Here is a 20,539-nt window from a genome sequence, read left to right on the forward strand (position 1 = left end):
AAACGCCCGGTTACATTCCGAACCCGGAAGCTAAGCCTTACAGCGCCGATGGTACTGCAGGGGGGACCCTGTGGGAGAGTAGGACGCCGCCGAACTTCTTTTAGAGCTCCGGTTCTTGGACTAATCAGTCCGAGAACCGGAGCTTTTTTGTTTTCCGGGACAGGGCCACCCGAACCCCTCCGCGCTGGGGGCGGATGCCTGAGGGTAAGGTCAGGGGGCATCGTTGGCTCGTTCCCACAGGAGGCTCCCGGGTGGAGGTCCAGGAGACCCGCGTCCAGACAGACCGGGTCCTCACCATCCCGAACATCCTCAGCATGGCGCGCCTCGCGGGCGTACCGCTCTTTCTGTGGCTGATCCTCAGGCCGGAGTTCGGTGGGCCCAACAGCGACGGCTGGGCGCTTCTGGTGCTCATGCTGAGCGGTATCAGCGACTATCTGGACGGCAAGCTCGCCCGGCGCTGGAACCAGATCAGCGGCCTCGGCCGGCTGCTGGACCCCGCGGCCGACCGCCTCTACATCCTCTCGACCCTGCTCGGGCTCACCTGGCGCGAGATCCTTCCGCTGTGGCTGACCAGTGTGCTGCTGGCGCGCGAGCTCGTTCTGCTCGTGATGGTGGGCATCCTCAGACGGCACGGCTATCCGCCGCCACAGGTGAACTTCCTCGGGAAGGCTGCAACGTTCAACTTGATGTACGCCTTCCCGTTGTTGCTGCTCAGTGACGGAAGTGGGTGGCTTGCGTCACTCGCTGCTATTTTCGGATGGGCGTTCGCCGGATGGGGTACAACTCTGTATTGGTGGGCAGGGATCCTCTACGTGGTTCAGGTCCGCCGCCTTGTTCGTGCGGACAACCATGGCCGACTGAGCCCGCCCAATGGGCGGCCGTAGAGGTCTCTGATGGCCCGCAACGAGAATGTGCGGGACAATCTGACGGGTGAAGTCGGCTAGACCGTCTCTTCAAGGAGGACGCTTCCGACATGAAGGCCGTCGTGATGGCCGGCGGCGAAGGCACACGCCTTCGCCCCATGACCTCAAGCATGCCCAAGCCGCTCCTGCCTGTGGCCAATCGCCCGATCATGGAGCATGTGCTGCGGCTGCTCAAGCGGCATGGGCTCAACGAAACCGTCGTCACCGTCCAGTTCCTGGCCTCGCTGGTCAAGAACTACTTCGGTGACGGTGAAGAGCTCGGTATGGAGCTCACCTATGCCAACGAGGAGAAGCCACTCGGTACTGCCGGCAGTGTCAAGAACGCCGAAGAGGCACTGAAGGACGATACGTTCCTCGTGATCTCCGGCGATGCTCTGACCGACTTCGACCTCACCGATCTCATCAACTTCCACAAGGAAAAGGGTGGGCTCGTAACGGTTTGTTTGACCCGCGTTCCCAATCCTCTTGAATTCGGCATCACCATTGTCGATGACGAGGGAAAGGTCGAGCGCTTTCTTGAGAAGCCGACCTGGGGTCAGGTGTTCTCGGACACGGTGAACACCGGCATCTATGTCATGGAGCCCGAGGTCTTCGACTACGTCGAGGCCGATGCCTCCGTCGACTGGTCCGGCGATGTCTTCCCTCAGCTGATGAAGGAAGGTAAGCCGATCTACGGCTATGTCGCCGAGGGTTACTGGGAAGACGTCGGCACGCACGAGAGTTATGTGAAGGCGCAGGCCGATGTCCTGGAGGGCAAGGTCGACGTCGAGCTGGACGGCTTCGAGATCTCGCCCGGCGTCTGGGTGGCCGAGGGCGCCGAGGTCCACCCCGACGCCGTGCTGCGGGGGCCGCTCTACATCGGGGACTACGCCAAGGTCGAGGCCGACGTCGAAATCCGCGAGCACACCGTGGTGGGCTCCAACGTCGTCGTGAAGAGCGGCGCGTTCCTGCACAAGGCCGTTCTGCACGACAACGTGTACATCGGTCAGCACAGCAATCTGCGCGGCTGCGTCATCGGCAAGAACACCGACATCATGCGCGCCGCGCGTATCGAGGACGGCGCCGTCATCGGCGACGAGTGCCTCGTCGGCGAAGAATCGATCGTCCAGGGCAACGTACGGGTGTACCCGTTCAAGACCGTCGAGGCCGGTGCCTTCGTCAACACGTCGGTCATCTGGGAGTCGCGGGGCCAGGCGCATCTCTTCGGTGCCCGTGGAGTGACCGGGATCCTCAACGTGGAGATCACGCCCGAGCTGGCCGTGCGGCTGGCGGGCGCGTACGCGACGACCCTCAAGAAGGGGTCCACCGTCACGACGGCCCGTGACCACTCCAGAGGCGCCCGCGCGCTCAAGAGGGCGGTCATCTCCGCTCTCCAGGCCAGCGCCATGGACGTACGGGACCTGGAGAACGTACCGCTGCCGGTGGCGCGGCAGCAGACCGCGCGGGGCAGTGCCGGCGGGATCATGATCCGTACGACGCCCGGAGTTCCCGACTCGGTCGACATCATGTTCTTCGACGGGAACGGGGCGGACCTGTCCCAGGGGAGCCAGCGCAAGCTCGACCGGGTGTTCGCCCGGCAGGAGTACCGGCGCGCGTTCCCCGGCGAGATCGGGGACCTGCACTTCCCGGCCAGCGTCTTCGACTCGTACACCGGGTCGCTGCTCAGGAATGTCGATACGACAGGGATCGCGGACTCCGGGCTCAAGGTGGTCGTCGACGCGTCCAACGGCAGTGCCGGTCTTGTGCTGCCCAGCCTTTTGGGCAAGCTCGGCGTCGACGCGCTGACCATCAACCCGGGGCTCGATGAGTCGCGTCCGACGGAGACGGGGGACACCCGTCGGTCCGGGATGGTGCGGCTCGGTGAGATCGTGGCGTCCGCACGGGCCGCGTTCGGTGTGCGGTTCGACCCGGTCGGCGAGCGGCTGTCGCTCGTCGACGAGAAGGGCCGGATCATCGAGGACGACCGGGCCCTGCTCGTCATGCTCGACCTGGTGGCGGCCGAACGGCGCAGTGGGCGCGTGGCGTTGCCGGTGACCACCACCAGGATCGCCGAGCAGGTGGCGGCGTACCACGGGACGCAGGTCGACTGGACGACGACGTCCCCCGACGACCTGACGCGCGTCGGCCGCGAGGAGTCGACGATCTTCGGCGGTGACGGGCGTGGCGGGTTCATCGTGCCCGAGTTCAGCAGCGTGTTCGACGGTACGGCGGCCTTCGTGCGCCTCATCGGTCTGGTGGCACGGACGCAGCTCACGCTCAGTCAGATCGACGCGCGCATTCCGCGGGCGCATGTCCTCAAGCGTGATCTCGCGACTCCGTGGGCCGTCAAGGGGCTTGTGATGCGGCGCGTGGTCGAAGCGGCCGGTGACCGGTTCGTCGACACGACCGACGGTGTGCGTGTCGTGGAGACCGACGGACGCTGGGTGATGGTCCTGCCCGACCCGGCGGAGGCGGTCACCCATCTGTGGGCCGAAGGGCCCGACGACGCCTCGGCGCAGGCACTGCTCGACGAGTGGTCGTCGGTGGTGGACAGCGCCGGTCGCTGAGCAGCACGCGAGTGTGCCGGACAGTGCCCGAATCGGGCCTGTCCGGCACGTCGGTGGGGCCGTTCGGAGCTGGAGGTCGCGACGTGCGACGATGTGCGGCATGCCGCAGCAGCCCCCCGTTCGGAGCACCCCCACGCGCCCCTCGCGCCCGGACGCGTCCATGTCGCTGCTCACCAACGTCATGGACCACAGTCTTGACGAGGGGTACGCCGAGGCAGCCGCCCGGCGGAAGGCCGAAGGCACGGGCGGGATGCCCAGGAAGCTGTCGGCGAAGCTCGGTCTCGCGGCCGGTCTGGTGCTCGCGGCACTGCTGGTGACCGTGGGCGCGGCGCAGGCGCGGATAGCGGCTCCGGTCGTCGCCAAGGAGCGCGAGGAGCTCATCGACCGCATCGACAGCGAGCAGTCGGCGGCCGAGGACCTTGAGGACGCCATCGACGAGCTCCGCGACGATGTCGGGGCCCGGCAGCGTGAGGCGTTGAAGAAGCACGGCGGGGACCAGGGCGAGCTGGTGGGCATCCTGTCCGGAGCCCTCGAAGTGCACGGTCCCGGTGTGAAACTCGTCGTCGACGACGCGAAGGAAGCCGACCACGCCGGTGACGGGGACGCGCGGGAGACCTCGGGCTTCTCCGACACCGGACGCGTCCGCGACCGCGACATGCAGCGTGTCGTCAACGGGCTGTGGGAGTCGGGCGCCGAGGCCGTCACGATCAACGGACAGCGGCTGACGGCGCTGTCCGCGATCAGGGCCGCGGGTGACGCGATACTGGTCGACAACAAGCCGCTGGTGCCCCCGTACACGGTGTTGGCCGTGGGGGACGGGGACCGGCTGCGCACCACGTTCCAGAACAGCGGGGACGGGCAGTATCTGCAGGCCCTGCACGAGAACTTCGGGATCAGGACCAGTATCTCCGCGGAGGACGAGGTCCGGTTGCCCGCAGCACCGAGTGTGATCGTACGAACAGCACAACCGAGCACAGAGAAAGGCACATCGTGATCGCCGTACTGGGCCTCGTCGTGGGAGTCGTGGCTGGATTGCTGGTCCGGCCCGAGGTTCCGGCGATGGTCGAGCCCTATCTTCCGATCGCCGTGGTCGCGGCGCTCGACGCCGTGTTCGGAGGCCTGCGGGCGATGCTCGACGGCATCTTCGACGACAAGGTCTTCGTGGTGTCGTTCCTGTCCAACGTCGTGGTGGCCGCGCTGATCGTCTTCCTGGGCGACAAGCTGGGCGTGGGCGCCCAGTTGTCCACGGGTGTCGTGGTCGTCCTGGGCATCCGCATCTTCTCCAACGCCGCGGCGATCCGTCGGCACGTCTTCCGGGCGTGAGGCCGATGAGCAGCAACGACGAGACACCGGGGACCCCGGAGAACCCGCTGCGCGAGGAACTGCCCGAAGAGGTGCGGACGACGGCTCCGCCGAAGGCCTCGGAGCCCGCCGCCGAGCGGGCCGGGCAGGAACCGGGCGGGCCGGCCGGTCCCACCGGCCGGCAGAGGCTGGTGATGGGGCTGTGGCCGCCGCGGGTGTCGCGGGCGCAACTCATCGTGGCGCTGCTGCTGTTCGGCCTCGGATTCGGCCTCGCCGTCCAGGTCGCGTCCAACAGCGACAGCGACGGTGCCCTGCGCGGCGCACGCCAGGAGGATCTTGTACGCATCCTCGATGAACTCGACGACCGTACTCAGCGTCTGGAAGAGGAGAAGCAAGGGCTGGAGGATCAGCGCACCGAGCTGGAGAACAGCTCGGACCAGGCCGAGGAGGCCCGCAAGCAGACGGTCGAGAAGGAGAAACAACTCGGCATTCTCGCGGGCACCGTGGCGGCGCAGGGCCCCGGCATCACGCTGACGATCGACGACGGGAAAGGGACGGTCGAGGCCGACATGCTGCTCGACGCGGTCCAGGAGCTCCGTGCGGCGGGCGCGGAGGCCATCCAGGTCAATGGCGTACGGATCGTCGCGGGCACCTATCTGACGGATGTGAGCGGGGGAGTCGCCGTGGACGGGAACAAGATCAGCTCCCCGTATCGTTTCAAGGTCATCGGGAAACCTCAGGACCTCGAACCGGCGCTCAACATCCCTGGGGGAGTCGTGCAGACTTTGGAGAAGGAGCAGGCCACTGTCACGGTGGAGCGCTCTGACAAGATCGTCGTGGACGCCTTGCGACCCGCCGAGCGGCCTGACTACGCTCGGTCGTCCTCCCAGTGAACCGGGGGCGCTTGGAGGTGGCTCTCCGAGGGCATGAGCTTGCGGGGGGTCGACGCACCGAATGGGTGGTGCGTGGTGGAAACTGTCTGGTGGATACGGACGTTGTGAGGGTGTCCGGCTCGACCGGTGTGTGCAATCAGGGTTCGTCCTGCCCCACGGGCGGGTCTGTTTCGGTCAAGGGGAATCGCCCGTGAAGTTGTTTGCGAAGTTGTTCGGCAAGAGCGCACGAGAGGGCAGCGACAACGCCACTGCCCGTCACCGCGCACCGCGCCCCGCGGAAGGCGAGGAGCAGGGGGACCGCCCGCTGTTCCGGGACCAGGTCGGTGGGCCGCCCGGTGACATTTCCGGTGGTCAGGGCGCGCCGTCTGTTGACCCTGCCCAGTCGGGGCGCATAGGTTTCGGGGATCCGTCAACCTCAGGTGCGGGTGGAGGTTTCGGCTCCGACCCGTACGCGTCCAATACCCCGGCGGGGCAGCCGCGGCAGGAGGATCCGTCCATGTCGGCCCTGGTGTGTACGAGGTGCGGTAACCGCAACGCGGAAGCGAGCCGCTTCTGCTCCAACTGTGGTGCGCCGTTGCGGGCCGGGGCGACCCCGGAGCGTCCGTCGGAGACCACCTCGACGATCTCCATCTCCGGTCTTGAGGCGTACGACGCCGAGGCCACCGGCCAGACGCAGATGCCGATGCTCTCTCCCGAGGCACAGGCCGCCGTCGACGCCCTGCCGCTCGGCTCGGCGCTCCTGGTGGTGCGGCGGGGGCCCAACTCGGGCAGCCGCTTCCTGCTGGACGGCGATCTGACGACCGCCGGCCGTCATCCGCAGAGCGACATCTTCCTGGACGACGTGACCGTGTCGCGCCGCCATGTGGAGTTCCGCCGTGAGCCCGACGGCTCGTTCACGGTGGCGGACGTCGGCAGCCTCAACGGCACGTACGTCAACCGGGAGCGCATCGACCGGGTCCCCCTGTCGAATGGTGACGAGGTGCAGATCGGCAAGTACCGGCTGGTCTTCTACGCGAGCCAGCGGGGCATCTGACCCTCCCCCAGACTTTGTCCGGGGAGACCCCCAGGGAAGGTCCATGCTTCGAACACCGAGCGGCGGTGCCGGACACGGCGCCGCCGCCACGGACCACGGGCTGATGAGCATCGGCACGGTACTGAACGTGCTGCGTGACGAATTCCCCGAGGTCACCGTCTCCAAGATTCGTTTCCTGGAGTCCGAGGGCCTCATCGAGCCACAGCGCACCCCCTCGGGATACCGCAAGTTCAGCGAGGACGACGTCGAGCGCCTCGGACACGTCCTGAGGATGCAGCGGGACCACTATCTGCCGCTGAAGGTCATCCGTGAGCACCTGGACGCCATGGGACGCGGAGAGGCGGCTCCCCTGCCCTCCGTGGGGCGTCAGCGCGACGGAGAGGCACCGAGCGAGCCCGAGGGGCCCGTCGTCGCCCGCATCGGACGGGCCGAGCTGCTGGCGGCCGCCGAGATCGGTGAGCAGGAGCTCGCCGAGTGGGAGTCGTACGGGCTCATCACCCCGCTGCTCGACGGGGTGTACGACGCCGAGGCGGTGACCGTCGCCGGACTGGTCCTGGAACTCGGGCGGTTCGGGATCGAGCCGCGGCATCTGCGCGCCGTGAAGGCCGCCGCCGACCGTGAGGCCGGCCTGGTGGACCAGGTCGTGGCGCCCCTGCGGCTGCACCGCAACCCGCAGACCAGGGCACACGCTCAGGAGCGCACCAAGGAGCTGGCGGGGCTCGCGGTGAAGCTGCACGCGGCCCTGGTGCAGTCGGCCCTTGGGGTGCGGCTTCCCTGACCCGGCGGCCCGCGCGGACGCGGGACGTGGAACGTGGGATAGGGCACCCATTCCGTGCTCGACTACCCAAAGGTGCCGGGCACGGCCTAGGGTTGCTGTGTGAACGAGCTCGACGTCGTAGGTGTCCGGGTCGAAATGCCCTCCAACCAACCGATCGTGCTCCTGCGTGAAGTGGGAGGCGACCGTTACCTCCCCATCTGGATCGGGCCGGGGGAGGCGACGGCGATCGCCTTCGCGCAGCAGGGCATGGCCCCCGCGCGACCGCTGACCCACGACCTGTTCAAGGACGTGCTGGAGGCCGTCGGCCAGGAGCTGACCGAAGTGCGCATCACCGACCTGCGGGAGGGTGTCTTCTACGCGGAACTGGTGTTCGCCAGTGGAGTCGAGGTGAGCGCGCGGCCGTCCGACGCCATAGCGCTGGCCCTGCGCACCGGAACGCCGATCTACGGCAGCGACGGCGTCCTGGACGACGCCGGCATCGCGATCCCGGACGAGCAGGAGGACGAGGTGGAGAAGTTCCGCGAGTTCCTCGACCAGATCTCGCCCGAGGACTTCGGGACCAACAGCCAGTGACGTGACGGTGCGGGACACCGTCCGGTGACCCTCCGGGACCGTCGGGCGACGCGCCGTGCGGCGGCCGTCCCGAGAGCATTCGGCTAGCCTTTCCCCGCGGTGGGGCACGGGAAACCACTCTTGGGGTGATTATCACCCGGCGTGCCGAGTGTGGCGATCGTTGACGAGCCCCTGGTGACTGCCTACCGTCGAGAAGGCAGGTCAAGGACGGAGGTCGGCGTGAGAAGCAGCGGCGACGGTACGGCTGGGGGTGCTCCCGGACGCGGTCTGGGGGACAGTGGCCCGTACCCGCTTCACAGCAGCGCGGCCGATCACGTACAGCGGCCGACGGCGGTGCCGGGGGACGGCGAGGTGGCGTCCGAGGAGATCGGCTATCGCGGGCCCACGGCCTGTGCGGCCGCGGGGATCACCTACCGGCAGTTGGACTACTGGGCCCGTACCGGGCTGGTCGAGCCGAGCGTGCGGCCCGCCTACGGGTCGGGGACGCAGCGGCTCTACAGCTTCCGGGACGTGGTCGTCCTGAAGATCGTCAAGCGGTTCCTCGACACGGGGGTCTCGCTGCAGAACATCCGCTCCACGGTCCAGCACCTCAAGGAGCGCGGCTCCTGCGACCTGGAGCGGATGACGCTGATGAGCGACGGCGCGACGGTCTACGAGTGTTCCTCGCCCGACGAGGTCCACGCACTCCTCCAGGGCGGCCAGGGCATCTTCGGCATCGCCGTGGGAGTGGTGTGGCGGGATGTGGAGAGCGCGCTCTCACAGCTGCACGGAGAGCGTGTGGACACCGGCGAGACGCTCGTCGGGACCAATCCGGCGGACGAGCTCGCCAGGCGCCGCAACCGGGCCGTCTGAGCCGCCGCAGAGGGCGTGGCGGCGGTCCTGCGGCGGTTCCTGAGCGGTGGGCCGGGGCATTGTCAGTGGCTTAGGGCAGCATCGGACATGTGAGAACCGCGCCCACGATCCTGCATCTCGACATGGATGCCTTCTTCGCCTCGGCCGAGCAGGCGTCCAAGCCGAGCCTGCGCGGGAAAGCGGTCATCGTGGGCGGCCTCGGGCCGCGTGGCGTGGTCTCCACCTGTTCGTACGAGGCGCGGGTCTTCGGGGTGCATTCGGCGATGCCCATGGCGCAGGCCCGCCGGCTGGCACCGAACGCCGCGTATCTCGTACCGCGCTTCGGTCTCTACCGGCAGATCAGCGAGCAGGTGATGGGGCTCCTGCGGGAGCTGTCGCCGCTCGTGGAGCCGCTCAGCCTGGACGAGGCGTTCGTCGATCTGGAGGCCGGGGAGACGGCCTGGGACGAGGCGTCCGCGCTGCTGGCCGGCAGGAAGCTGCGCGACGACATCCGGGCCGTCACGGGGCTCACCGGGTCCGTGGGCCTCGCGGCCTGCAAGATGCTCGCGAAGATCGCCTCCGAGCAGGCCAAGCCGGACGGACTCGTGCTCATAGAGCCGGGCACCGAGCGGGCGCTGCTCGCGCCGATGTCGGTACGCGTCCTGCCGGGGGTGGGGCCCGCCACGGGCGACCATCTGCGGCGGGGCGGGATCAGCACGGTCGGGGAGATCGCGGAGGCGGGTGAGGACGAGCTCGTACGGCTCCTGGGGAAGGCCCACGGGCTCGCCCTGTACGCGATGGCGCTGGCCCGCGACGAGCGGCCCGTGGTGGCCGAGCGGGACACCAAGTCGGTGTCCGTCGAGGACACGTACGACGTGGACATCCATGACCGGGTGCGGGTGCGCATGGAGGTGCAGCGGCTTGCGGACCGGTGCGTCCAGCGGTTGCGGGGGGCGCATCTCTCCGGGCGGACCATCGTGCTGAAGGTGCGGCGGTACGACTTCTCGACGCTGACGCGGTCCGAGACCCTGCGGGGGCCGACGGATGATCCGGGCGTGGTGCGGGAGGCTGCCGCGCGGCTGCTGGAGGCGGTGGACACCACGGGGGGTGTGCGGTTGCTGGGGGTGGGGGTGACCGGGCTTGCCGACTACACGCAGGAGGATCTGTTCGCGCAGGCGCAGGCCGCTGCCGCGGGGGTGGAGGAGGGGGCGCCGGGGGAGCGGCCGGAGGAGGCCCAGGCGGTTGCCGTCGCCGTCGAGGACTCTGTGGTGGCCGGGCCCGCGGAGCGGGTGTGGCGGGCGGGGCACGATGTTCGGCATGCCGAGTTCGGGCACGGGTGGGTGCAGGGGAGTGGGCTGGGGAGGGTGACTGTGCGGTTCGAGACGCCGGATTCCGTGCCGGGGCGGGTGAAGACGTTTCGGGTTGATGATCCTTTGCTGGAGTTGGCTGAGCCGTTGCCTTTGGTTGAGCCTGTGCGTGTGCCTGCGGCGCCTGGGGAGGGGGGTGGGGGTGCGTTGTGAGGGTGCGGGTTCGTTGTGGCTGGTCGCGCAGTTCCCCGCGCCCCTAAGAGACTGCGCCGTTCCCCGCGCCCCCAAGATTGCGCAGTTCCCCGCGCCCCCAAGACTGCGCCGTTCCCCGTGCCCCTGGGGGGCTGGGGGTGGGGTGCTACGTGAGGTCCTCGTTCGTTGCCAGGTGGCCGAAGTCTCGGTTTGGGAAAGGGGGCGCCGGGGATACGTCCAGGCCGTAGTGGTGGTAGAGCTGTAGTTCTTGTTCGGGGGAGAGGTGGCGGCCTACGCCGAAGTCGGGGGCGTCCTTGATCAGGGAGCGTTCGAAGGGGACGTGCAGGGATTCGGCGATCACTTCGCTGGGCTCCAGGGGGACGAACGCGTCCCGGCTGAACAGGCCGGTGCGTATGGCCGCCCACTCCGGTGCGCCGGTCGCGTCGTCGAGGTAGACCTCGTCGACGGTGCCGATTTTCGTGCCGTTGCGGTCGAACGCCTTGCGGCCTATCAGGTTGCGCGGATCGATGTCGGTCTGCACGGGCCCTCCAGCTGCTCGCAACTCATCCGTAAGCACTACGAAAGAGCACTTTGAGGTGGGCGGCCACTTGAGGGAACCCCGCTGGTAGGCTGGGCGACGGCTGCTGACCCCGTGCGGGAGAGTCCTCCAGGCTTCATCGGAGGCGCCGAAGGAGCAAATCCTCCCCGGAATCTCTCAGGCACACGTACCGCATGGACGAGGTCACTCTGGAAAGCAGAGGGGTGTTCGAGTAGTCGACGGGCTCCGCTCTCACCGACGGTGAAAGCCGGTGCGCCTTCACGGCGGGCCGGTGAAGCTCTCAGGTTGAGATGACAGAGGGGGAGGCCGTTAGGGCACCCACCTAGTGGTGCCCCTCGAAGGTCGTCAGACCAGGAGGCCTCCGCAATGACCGCCCATCGTATTCCGCTCTCCGAGCTCGAACAGGGAATCCCCTTCGAGCAGCGTCACATCGGCCCCGACTCCGAGGCCCGCGCCAAGATGCTCGCGCAGGTGGGGTACGGCTCGCTGGACGAGCTGACGGCCGCCGCGGTGCCGGATGTGATCAAGAACGCCGACGCGCTCGAACTGCCGGGCGCCCGCACCGAGGCCGAGGTGCAGGCCGAGCTGCGTTCTCTCGCGGATCGCAACCAGGTGCTGGGTTCCATGATCGGGCTCGGTTACTACGGGACCTTCACGCCGCCGGTCATCCTGCGCAATGTCATGGAGAATCCCGCCTGGTACACGGCCTACACGCCGTACCAGCCGGAGATCTCGCAGGGGCGGCTGGAAGCCCTGCTGAACTTCCAGACCGTGGTCGCCGAGCTGACCGGACTGCCGACCTCCGGGGCCTCGCTGCTCGACGAGGGCACCGCGGCGGCCGAAGCCATGGCGCTGTCGCGGCGCATGGGCAAGAACAAGAAGGGCCTCTTCCTGATCGACGCGGACACCATGCCGCAGACGATCGCGGTGATAGAGACCCGCGCCGAGCCCACCGGCGTCGAGGTCGTCGTCGCCGACCTGAGCGACGGCATCCCCGCGGAGCTCACCGGGCGTGAGATCAACGGCGTACTCCTGCAGTACCCCGGTGCCTCCGGTGCCGTACGGGACCTGGGACCCGTCGTCGAGCAGGCGCACGAGCTGGGCGCGGTCGTCACCGTCGCCGCCGACCTGCTCGCCCTGACGCTGCTCACCTCGCCCGGCGAGCTGGGCGCCGACATCGCCGTCGGTACGACCCAGCGCTTCGGTGTGCCGATGGGCTTCGGCGGACCGCACGCCGGATACATGGCCGTACGGGAGAAGTTCGCGCGCAGCCTGCCCGGACGGCTCGTCGGTGTCTCCGTCGACGCGGACGGCAACAAGGCGTACCGCCTGGCCCTGCAGACGCGGGAGCAGCACATCCGCCGCGAGAAGGCGACCAGCAACATCTGCACGGCTCAGGTGCTGCTCGCCGTGATGGCCGGGATGTACGCCGTCTACCACGGTCCCGAGGGGCTGCAGGGCATCGCCCGGCGCACCCACCGGTACGCCACGATCCTCGCCGCCGGTCTGACGGCGGGCGGGGTCGAGGTCGTCCACGAGGCGTACTTCGACACCCTCACCGTGCGGGTGCCCGGCCGGGCGGCCGAGGTGCTGGCCGCCGCCCGTCAGGGCGGGGTCAACCTCCACCTGGTGGACGCGGACCACCTCTCCCTGTCCTGCGACGAGACGACCACGCGGGCCCAGCTGGGCGTCGTCTGGTCGGCGTTCGGTGTCGACGGCGATGTGGCCGCGCTGGACGGGACCGCCGAGGACACGCTGCCGGCCCCGCTGCTGCGCACCGACGAGTACCTTACGCACCCGGTCTTCCACCAGTACCGCTCGGAGACCGCGATGCTGCGCTACCTGCGCCGGCTCGCCGACCGCGACTACGCGCTGGACCGGGGCATGATCCCGCTCGGCTCGTGCACCATGAAGCTCAACGCGACCACCGAGATGGAGCCGGTCACCTGGCCCGAGTTCGGGCAACTGCACCCCTTCGCGCCCGCCGAGCAGGCGCAGGGCTATCTCACGCTCATCCGTGAGCTGGAGGAGCGGCTCGCCGAGGTGACGGGCTACGACAACGTGTCGCTCCAGCCCAACGCCGGTTCGCAGGGCGAGCTGGCCGGGCTGCTGGCCGTCCGCGGCTACCACCGGGCCAACGGCGACGAGCAGCGCACGGTCTGCCTCATCCCGTCCTCCGCGCACGGCACGAACGCCGCGAGCGCGGTGATGGCCGGGATGAAGGTCGTCGTCGTGAAGACCGCCGAGGACGGCGAGATCGACGTCGAGGACCTGCGGGCCAAGATCGAGCAGCACCGTGACGAGCTGTCCGTGCTGATGATCACGTACCCCTCGACGCACGGGGTGTTCGAGGAGCACGTCGCCGACATCTGCGCGCAGGTGCACGAGGCGGGCGGGCAGGTCTACGTCGACGGCGCGAACCTCAACGCGCTGGTGGGGCTCGCCAAGCCGGGGCACTTCGGCGGTGACGTCTCGCACCTCAACCTGCACAAGACCTTCTGCATCCCGCACGGTGGCGGCGGTCCGGGCGTCGGCCCGGTCGGCGTACGCGCGCACCTGGCGCCGTACCTGCCGAACCATCCGCTGCAGCCCGCCGCGGGTCCGGAGACGGGCGTCGGGCCGGTCTCCGCGGCTCCCTGGGGTTCCGCGGGCATCCTGCCCATCTCGTGGGCGTACGTCAGGCTCATGGGCGGGGAAGGGCTCAAGCGGGCCACGCAGGTCGCCGTGCTCAGCGCCAACTACGTGGCCAAGCGCCTGGAGCCGCATTTCCCGGTTCTCTACACCGGTCCCGGCGGGCTCGTGGCGCACGAGTGCATCATCGACCTGCGGCCGCTCACCAAGGCGACCGGTGTGAGCGTCGACGACGTCGCCAAGCGGCTCATCGACTACGGGTTCCACGCGCCGACGATGTCGTTCCCGGTGGCCGGCACGCTGATGATCGAGCCCACCGAGAGCGAGGACCTGGCCGAACTCGACCGGTTCTGCGACGCGATGATCGCCGTTCGCGCGGAGATCGAGAAGGTCGGCTCGGGCGAGTGGACGGCGGACGACAACCCGCTGCGCAACGCCCCGCACACGGCGGGCGCGCTGGGCGGCACGTGGGAGCACGGGTACAGCCGCGAGGAGGCCGTGTTCCCGGCCGGGGTCTCGGTCGCCGACAAGTACTGGCCGCCGGTGCGGCGGATCGACCAGGCGTACGGCGACCGGAACCTGGTGTGTTCCTGCCCGCCGCTGGACGCCTACGAGGAGTAGTCGCACCCGGACATGCGTCGGGGCCGGTTCCGGGAGTGCTTCCCGGGGCCGGCCCCGCTGTCGTTCTCGTTGTCGTCGTTCTCGTCGTCCGTGCCGTGCTGTGCCGCTCAGGCAGCGGTCATCACATCAAGGGCCAGCGGCCGGTGCGGCGCGATGATCCGGCCGTCCGGCAGAAGCTCACCGGTGTCCTCGAAGAGCAGGACGCCGTTGCACAGCAGGCTCCATCCCTGCTCCGGGTGGTGCGCCACGAGGAGCGCGGCCTCCCGGTCGGCGGAGTCGGCTGTCGGGCACGGTCGCTGGTGCTGGCACATTGATGGGATCTTTCGCTTCGGTGTGAGGTCGGTGTTCGATGTGTTGTCTGTTCCGCGGCTCGAACTCGCGTCCATGGCCGCCCCCCGTTTGTCAGATGGTCCGGAACCCAGTGTTGCCCTCTGGGCGTCAATCCGCAGGGATTTGGCGCCAGCGCTCCTCACAGGTTGATGACGCATCACCCGTGCGGACGGTTCATCTCAACTGGGGTGTCCCTTCGGGTGGTTCGCAATGGTCGGATGGGGCTAGTCCGTATGGGCCGGGAGTGCGCTGTGTCTTGCACGTGTCACTCCGAGCAATGTCCCCCCGTGTCCCTCCCTCGCTTCTCCGCCGGTCGGTGCGCACAGCAATGTGCCCCGCGGCCGGGTGGTGGCCGCGGGGCAGGGGAACCGAGGTGCGCTCAGGCGGGTGAGCCGAGCAGTGGAGTGGCCGCGGGGGCCAGCCGGTTGGTCAGTACGGGCAGCAGTTCGGCCACGCGGTGCGGGCGGTGGGCGGCGATACCGGGCGGCGCGGGTGCCAGGGGCACCAGCAGGTCGGTGGCGGCGAGGTGACCCTTGGTGCCGTCGGCGGTGAAGTCGCCGTGCAGCCAGAGTGTGAGCATGTAGAGCTCGGGTACGGAGAGCAGACGTGGCTGGTACGACCCCTGCATCGTCTCCGCCTGGCGCAGGGCGCGCTCGGTGGCGGCGACGTACGGGCCTTCGAAGAAGTGGGAGAAGGCCCAGCCGTCCGGGGTGAGCCTGGTGTCCGCGGCCGCCACCGCGCGTTCGTGGCAGCGGATGAGGAAGCGCCATCCGGCGAGCCGGGTGGCCGAGGTACCCGCCGGGGTGATGCGGTCGAGTACGTGGACGGGCAGCGGGAGTTCGGCGGTGAGGGGTCCCTGGGTGTCGCGGAGGGACGGGGTACGGGCTTCGCGGACCGCGGTCGGGGAACCGAGGGCCGTGCGGACGGTGCGCAATGCCGGCGCGGGAGCCGGAGGGACGTGCAGCGGCATGGTGGGTCGCCTCTCATTCGACAGGCATGGTGGCGCGGGGGCGGGGGCGGACGGCGCTGTCAGCTCTCGGGGTCAAAGGGGGCGGGGGCATAGGGCCTGTCGCCGAAGTGATGCCTGCCGCGCGGTGTCCGGCACGCATGCTCGCCGAGAGGCCGGAGGGGTCCGGTAGCCTCGCTTCGCTACAAGATCCTTCCGGCGACTTTGCGATCGCACGCACAGGACGCCGCACGGGCCGCCCTTCGGGTTGATGCCGTCACCTCGACGACAGGCCCTGCGACCACGAGCGCCAACTCTCTGCCTCGTTCGCGGAGTTTATACGACACGTGTTCAGGCCGTGTTTCAGCTAGCTGTTCCGCGCATTAAGTGCAAGTGGCAATTAGGTCGCCGATACGTGTGTTTGGTCCTGGTTCTCGGCGGGTACCCGTCGATGACCTCGGAATACTCTTCCGGAGTGGACGGCCGGTTCTCGTCGGCGTTTTTCACGACGGAGTCGGCCTGCCGTAAAAATGTGGCGCCTCATGCCTAGTGAATGTGCCCGACGAAAGCTGAGTCCAGAGTAGTGCCCGGGGGGTAGGTCCGGGGCGTTATCGATCACATTGCCTGGGCATCATCCCCCGTGACCCGGAACACCAGCGGCCGGTTCTTCGGGCGGCCCAGTCGAGGAGGGAAGCTTCGATGGGGGAGAAGGTCGTGGCGGGGACGATCGGTCTGTCCGACCGCCGACGGTATCGAGAAAAGCTCCAGCAGTGCCTGGAGGGGCTGGCGCGGCTGCTGGCGGAGGAGCGGTTCGACCGCCCCAGGAATCTCATGGGCCTGGAGGTCGAGCTGAATCTCGCGGGCCCGGACGGCATGCCGAGAATGATGAATGCGCAAGTCCTGGAACGCATCGCGAGCCGCGATTTCCAAACAGAACTCGCCATGTTCAATCTGGAAGTCAACATTGCTCCCCACCGGCTGGAAGGCCGGGTATTCGACCGGCTCGCCGAGGAACTGCGCACCTCTCTGGCATACGCGCACCGGAAGGCGAACGAGGTCGATGCCGGAATCGTGATGATCGGTATTCTGCCGACCCTCGCCAGGGACGACCTGGTCTCGGCGAACCTTTCGGACGTGGACCGCTACACGCTGCTCAACGACCAGATCGTCGCGGCCCGCGGTGAGGACTTCACCCTGGACATCGAGGGCGTGGAGCGGCTCAGGTGCACCTCGGCGTCCATCGCTCCCGAAGCGGCCTGTACGTCTGTGCAGTTGCATCTGCAGGTCACACCGGACCGGTTCGCCGATGTGTGGAACGCCGCCCAGGTGGCGGCCGCGGCCCAGATCGTCGTGGGCGCCAACTCGCCGTTCCTGTTCGGCCGTGAGCTGTGGCGCGAGTCCAGGCCGCCGCTGTTCCAGCAGTCCACCGACACCCGGCCGCCCGAGCTCCAGGCACAGGGGGTGCGACCGCGCACCTGGTTCGGCGAACGGTGGATCTCCTCGGCGTACGACCTCTTCGAGGAGAACCTGCGCTTCTTCCCGCCCCTGCTGCCGCTGCGGGACGAGGAGGATCCGACGCGCGTCCTCGACGAGGGCGGCATCCCGAAGCTCGCCGAACTCGTGCTGCACAACGGCACCGTGTACCGCTGGAACCGCCCGGTGTACGGCATCGCCGACGGCGTCCCGCACCTGCGGGTCGAGAACCGTGTGCTGCCCGCGGGCCCCACGGTGATCGACGTCGTCGCCAACACGGTCTTCTACTACGGGCTCGTGCGGGCCCTCGCCGCGGAGGCCCGGCCGGTCTGGACCCGGCTGCCTTTCGAGGCCGCGGCCGACAACTTCGACCAGGCCTGCCGGTACGGCATCGACGCGCAGCTGCAGTGGCCGCGGCGCGGCAGGTACGGCGGGGTCTCGCGCGTGCCCGGGGTGCAGCTGGTGCGCGACGAACTGCTGCCTCTCGCGGCGGCGGGGCTGGACGCGTGGGGCATCGAGCCGGCCGACCGGGACCTCTACCTCGGAGTGATCGAGGAGCGGTGCAAGCGCGGGGTCAACGGCGCCTCCTGGCAGTCCCGTACGTTCCACAGGGCTCTGGAGAGCAACATGGGGCGCGACGCGGCACTGGCCGCCACGACGAAGCGGTACAGCGAGCTGATGCATCTCGGTGAGCCGGTGCACACCTGGCCGGTCGGGCTGCCGGAGCCGGCGGTCCCGCTGGGCTGAGGTCCGCCGGGGTGAGGGCGGGTCAGCCCGTGTCGCCCGCCTTCACCACGGCCTTCAGGATCACCGCGTGGATCTGGGACGGGTCGGTGACCAGGTGTCCCGAGCCGCCGGTCGCCTCCGCGATCTCGTTCAGCTCCTTCTTGTCGGCCTCCGGGCCGACGGCGATCGCGATCAGGGGCACGGGACGCTCCGGGTCGGCGATCTTGCGGAGTTCGGCGATCAGCGCGGCGCGCGAGATGCTCCCGGCATCCTGGTTCACCCCGTCGGTCAGCAGTACCAACGCGTTGAACTTGCCCTTCGTATAGGAGGCCGCGGCCTCCTTGTACGCGGCCAGCGTGGTGTCGTACAGGCCGGTCGCGCCGTCCTTGACCGGCTTGAGGCCACTGAAGGCCGCCGACAGCCGCTCACGCTGCGTGCTGCCGTCCACCTGGTCGCCGAGCCGGTCGGTCGGTACGAGGACGCGGTAGTCGCGTTTGCCGTCGATCCGCCGGGAGAACTTCCACAGCCCTATCTCGTCCTCCGGCGTGAAGGTGGCCAGCGCCTGGAGCAGCGCGGCCTTGGTCACGTCCATGCGGGACTCGCTGGTGCCCGGCACCGGGTCCGACATGGACGAGGAGGCGTCGACGACCGTGGTGATGCGGGCGCTTTGGACCGTGATGGTCCACATGCCGAGCGCTTCCTCGATCTCCTTCTCCGTGGCCGGTCTCTCGGGCACCTCCCGGTACGGCTGCGGGGCCCGGCCGCCGGCTTCGGCGACCAGCGCGGCCGGGGTCTCGTCCTCGTCCGTACGGAAGCCGTGCTTCTCCAGGATTCTGCGCCCGTCGCGCTCGCCGAGCAGCGTCATGAACCGCAGCGCGGCCCGGCTCTCGTCCGTGGTCAGGTTGGGCTCGTCGACCAGCGCGAACGGATGGTCGAGCCGGGGCGCGCCGTCCTTCGGATAGAAGAGGTCGAGATCGTCGCCGCTGTCCGCCGACTCGTTGTACGCGAACGCCGCCTGCTCGGAGAGGATCAGCGCCTGGTTGCGCTTGGGGTTGCCCTGCTCGGTGCCGGAGAGGTCGCGCGGCAGGGTGTCGAGGACCTGGCCGTCGCTGTCGGAGGTGCGCTGGGAGAGGGCCTTGGCGGTGGCCGCCGCCAGGGTGTCGCCGTCCTTGGCCTTCCCCGCCGTCTGCGCCAGTTGGGTCAGCGCGAGCAGACCGGTGGCGCTGCGCGAGGGGTCGCCCGCGCCGAGCTTGAGGCGGTCGCTCGTCATGGTGACCCCGGCCAGCTCGGTCCAGGAGTACGTCTTCCTGGGCCAGCCGAGGGACTTCGCGGCCGACGGGACCATGGCGACACCGATGGGTGAGGAGGCGACGTTGCCCGCGGGTGTCACCGAGATCGACTGGTTGTCGGCCATGACCCGGTCCACCCACACGCCCGAGTCCGGCACCCACGCCTCGAACTCGGTCGCGCTCCTGCGCTTGGACCGCAGGGCGTCGGCGACCTTGTAGGTGTCCTGGGCGGTCACCCGGACGTCGAGGCAGCTGCCGTCGGACGTCACGTCGTGGTCCCGGGCGTATGCGGCCGCGTCCTTGAGCGCGGGCGCTATGCCGGGAGCGGCGGCGATCCGCAGCCGTACGGTGCTGTCCCAGCAGGACGAGCCGAAGGAGAGCAGACCGCTGTCGATCGCGGCGACGGTACCGCCGGCGAGGATCGTCACCAGTGCGGTCGCGAGCGCCACATTGCGGTGCCGCGTGCGTGACCGGGGGCCGGTGCCGCTCCTGCGCAACCCGTCGGGCAAGCTGTGACGTCCCATGGCGGTGGTGCCCCTCCCTGATCGAGCCCGGAGCCGTTGAAACGGTGAAATGGCCGAATGGTATGGCACACGGGAAGTGCACCCCACTTGGCGTCCGTCCCTCGACGGCCTGTCATGCCCGATCTTCGCAACTTCTTTCGAGACCCTAGCGGGGCGAAGATGGGGATGAGGCGGGATTACGCAACTGGAGGCATGAGTGCAGGTGGGGCAGGAGCCGGTGGCTGATTCCTTTGGCGAGGGACGGCCCGGGCGGCGGATCCTCCGCGACGAGACGCTGCTCGTACTGGGCGTCTCGCTCGGGGCCAGCGGGGTCTCGGCGCTGATCAGCTTTGTCGGCTCGGTCACCAGACCGGGCGGTCTGAAGGACCAGGCGGCCACGCTCAACGCCTCGGCGGCCCCGGGCCGTCCCTGGCTCGATCTGGCCTGGCAGCTGTTCGGGATCGCGTCCGCGCTGGTGCCGGTCGCGCTCGTCGCGCACTTCCTGATCCGTGAGGGCAAGGGGCTGCGCACCCTCGGGTTCGACCGTACGCGCCCGTGGTTCGACCTCGCCCGCGGGGCGGGGATCGCCGCCGTCATCGGCAGCACGGGCATCGCCTTCTATCTGGCGGCCCGCGGACTCGGGTTCAACCTCACCGTGGTGCCGGAGGCGCTGCCCGAGGTGTGGTGGAAGTACCCGGTGCTGATCCTCTCCGCGCTCCAGAACTCGATCCTGGAAGAGGTCATCGTCGTCGGGTATCTGCTGCGCAGACTCGGCCAGCTGGGCTGGACCCCGCTCACCGCCCTGGTGGCCAGCTCGGTGCTGCGCGGCTCGTACCACCTCTATCAGGGCATCGGCGGGTTCATCGGCAACATGGTGATGGGGGTGGTCTTCGTCTACCTCTACCGCCGGTGGGGGCGGATCGGGCCGCTGGTGGTCGCCCACTCGCTCCTCGACATCGGGGCGTTCGTGGGATACGCGCTGCTGGCGGGGAAGGTCGACTGGCTGCCCACCGCCTGAGCGGCGGGTGAGCCTGTGCGGCTCATGCGGGGCGCGCGGAGGGGCGTACGGGTGAGCCGTACGCC

At 69.0% G+C, this 20,539-nt stretch carries 17 protein-coding genes, 1 rRNA gene and 1 riboswitch; of the genes, 14 read left to right on the top strand and 4 right to left on the bottom strand.

All coding sequences use genetic code 11. The features are described from left to right. The 11 genes from rrf to ACFWGJ_RS26540 all read left to right on the top strand — a co-directional run. Window positions 1–95: ribosomal RNA gene (gene rrf, locus ACFWGJ_RS26490) — 5S ribosomal RNA — on the top strand; the annotation flags it as partial. 156 nt (window positions 96–251) lie between these two features. Beyond that, window positions 252–884: a CDP-alcohol phosphatidyltransferase family protein gene (locus ACFWGJ_RS26495; RefSeq protein WP_107018623.1), complete on the top strand. Its 633-nt coding sequence runs from the start codon at window positions 252–254 to the stop codon at window positions 882–884. Between the two features lie 89 nt (window positions 885–973). Further along, the gene (locus tag ACFWGJ_RS26500) at window positions 974–3,469 is read left to right on the top strand and encodes a sugar phosphate nucleotidyltransferase (protein WP_387329135.1); all 2,496 of its coding nucleotides are present in this window, start codon (window positions 974–976) and stop codon (window positions 3,467–3,469) included. A gap of 91 nt (window positions 3,470–3,560) precedes the next feature. Continuing rightward, window positions 3,561–4,463: a DUF881 domain-containing protein gene (locus ACFWGJ_RS26505; RefSeq protein ID WP_387329137.1), complete on the top strand. Its 903-nt coding sequence runs from the start codon at window positions 3,561–3,563 to the stop codon at window positions 4,461–4,463. Then, window positions 4,460–4,792 (top strand): small basic family protein, encoded by a 333-nt coding sequence (locus tag ACFWGJ_RS26510; RefSeq protein WP_046587749.1) that lies wholly within the window; start codon window positions 4,460–4,462, stop codon window positions 4,790–4,792. The genes ACFWGJ_RS26505 and ACFWGJ_RS26510 overlap by 4 nt, the downstream gene beginning before the upstream one ends. Before the next feature lie 5 nt (window positions 4,793–4,797). Beyond that, window positions 4,798–5,664, top strand: coding sequence for a DUF881 domain-containing protein (locus ACFWGJ_RS26515; protein ID WP_387329140.1), 867 nt, complete (start codon window positions 4,798–4,800; stop codon window positions 5,662–5,664). Between the two features lie 61 nt (window positions 5,665–5,725). Further along, window positions 5,726–6,697: an FHA domain-containing protein gene (locus ACFWGJ_RS26520; RefSeq protein WP_107018627.1), complete on the top strand. Its 972-nt coding sequence runs from the start codon at window positions 5,726–5,728 to the stop codon at window positions 6,695–6,697. Between the two features lie 43 nt (window positions 6,698–6,740). Continuing rightward, a complete protein-coding gene (locus ACFWGJ_RS26525) occupies window positions 6,741–7,475 on the top strand; it encodes a MerR family transcriptional regulator (RefSeq protein WP_387329143.1) in 735 nt (244 codons plus the stop codon). 99 nt (window positions 7,476–7,574) lie between these two features. Then, window positions 7,575–8,048, top strand: a complete 474-nt coding sequence (locus tag ACFWGJ_RS26530) for a bifunctional nuclease family protein (RefSeq protein WP_006123076.1) — start codon at window positions 7,575–7,577, stop codon at window positions 8,046–8,048. Window positions 8,049–8,267: 219 nt separating this feature from the next. Continuing rightward, complete coding sequence (locus ACFWGJ_RS26535; RefSeq protein WP_387329146.1) at window positions 8,268–8,900, top strand: MerR family transcriptional regulator; 633 nt, start codon at window positions 8,268–8,270, stop codon at window positions 8,898–8,900. An 89-nt stretch (window positions 8,901–8,989) separates the two neighbouring features. Further along, window positions 8,990–10,399, top strand: coding sequence for a DNA polymerase IV (locus tag ACFWGJ_RS26540; protein WP_387329148.1), 1,410 nt, complete (start codon window positions 8,990–8,992; stop codon window positions 10,397–10,399). Between the two features lie 145 nt (window positions 10,400–10,544). Here ACFWGJ_RS26540 and ACFWGJ_RS26545 read toward each other — a convergent pair whose 3' ends face one another. Beyond that, on the bottom strand, window positions 10,545–10,919 hold the full coding sequence (locus ACFWGJ_RS26545) for a PRC-barrel domain-containing protein (RefSeq protein ID WP_387329151.1): 375 nt from the start codon (window positions 10,917–10,919) through the stop codon (window positions 10,545–10,547). 104 nt (window positions 10,920–11,023) lie between these two features. Beyond that, window positions 11,024–11,119: riboswitch (glycine riboswitch) on the top strand. Between the two features lie 184 nt (window positions 11,120–11,303). Here ACFWGJ_RS26545 and gcvP point away from each other — a divergent pair. Further along, window positions 11,304–14,189 carry an aminomethyl-transferring glycine dehydrogenase gene (gene gcvP, locus ACFWGJ_RS26550; RefSeq protein WP_387329154.1) on the top strand — a complete coding sequence of 962 codons (2,886 nt, stop codon included), beginning with the start codon at window positions 11,304–11,306 and terminating at the stop codon, window positions 14,187–14,189. 107 nt (window positions 14,190–14,296) lie between these two features. On the opposite strand, the gene ACFWGJ_RS26555 is transcribed toward gcvP, so the two are convergent. Both ACFWGJ_RS26555 and ACFWGJ_RS26560 read right to left on the bottom strand, forming a co-directional pair. Beyond that, on the bottom strand, window positions 14,297–14,500 hold the full coding sequence (locus ACFWGJ_RS26555; RefSeq protein ID WP_107018633.1) for a DUF5999 family protein: 204 nt from the start codon (window positions 14,498–14,500) through the stop codon (window positions 14,297–14,299). A 398-nt stretch (window positions 14,501–14,898) separates the two neighbouring features. After that, entirely contained in the window at window positions 14,899–15,489 is a 591-nt protein-coding gene (locus ACFWGJ_RS26560) for a hypothetical protein (protein ID WP_387329158.1), read from the bottom strand. Window positions 15,490–16,164: 675 nt separating this feature from the next. On the opposite strand from ACFWGJ_RS26560, the gene ACFWGJ_RS26565 reads away from it, so the two are divergent. Further along, the gene (locus ACFWGJ_RS26565) at window positions 16,165–17,685 is read left to right on the top strand and encodes a glutamate--cysteine ligase (RefSeq protein WP_387329161.1); all 1,521 of its coding nucleotides are present in this window, start codon (window positions 16,165–16,167) and stop codon (window positions 17,683–17,685) included. A gap of 22 nt (window positions 17,686–17,707) precedes the next feature. Here the strand turns inward: ACFWGJ_RS26565 and ACFWGJ_RS26570 are convergent, their stop codons facing one another. Further along, window positions 17,708–19,477, bottom strand: a complete 1,770-nt coding sequence (locus tag ACFWGJ_RS26570; RefSeq protein WP_387329164.1) for a substrate-binding domain-containing protein — start codon at window positions 19,475–19,477, stop codon at window positions 17,708–17,710. A 196-nt stretch (window positions 19,478–19,673) separates the two neighbouring features. On the opposite strand from ACFWGJ_RS26570, the gene ACFWGJ_RS26575 reads away from it, so the two are divergent. Further along, window positions 19,674–20,474 carry a CPBP family intramembrane glutamic endopeptidase gene (locus ACFWGJ_RS26575; protein ID WP_387329167.1) on the top strand — a complete coding sequence of 267 codons (801 nt, stop codon included), beginning with the start codon at window positions 19,674–19,676 and terminating at the stop codon, window positions 20,472–20,474. Window positions 20,475–20,539: the final 65 nt, after the last annotated feature.

Origin of the sequence: Streptomyces sp. NPDC060205, from assembly GCF_042728395.1 — a bacterium.
Lineage (GTDB): Bacteria > Actinomycetota > Actinomycetes > Streptomycetales > Streptomycetaceae > Streptomyces.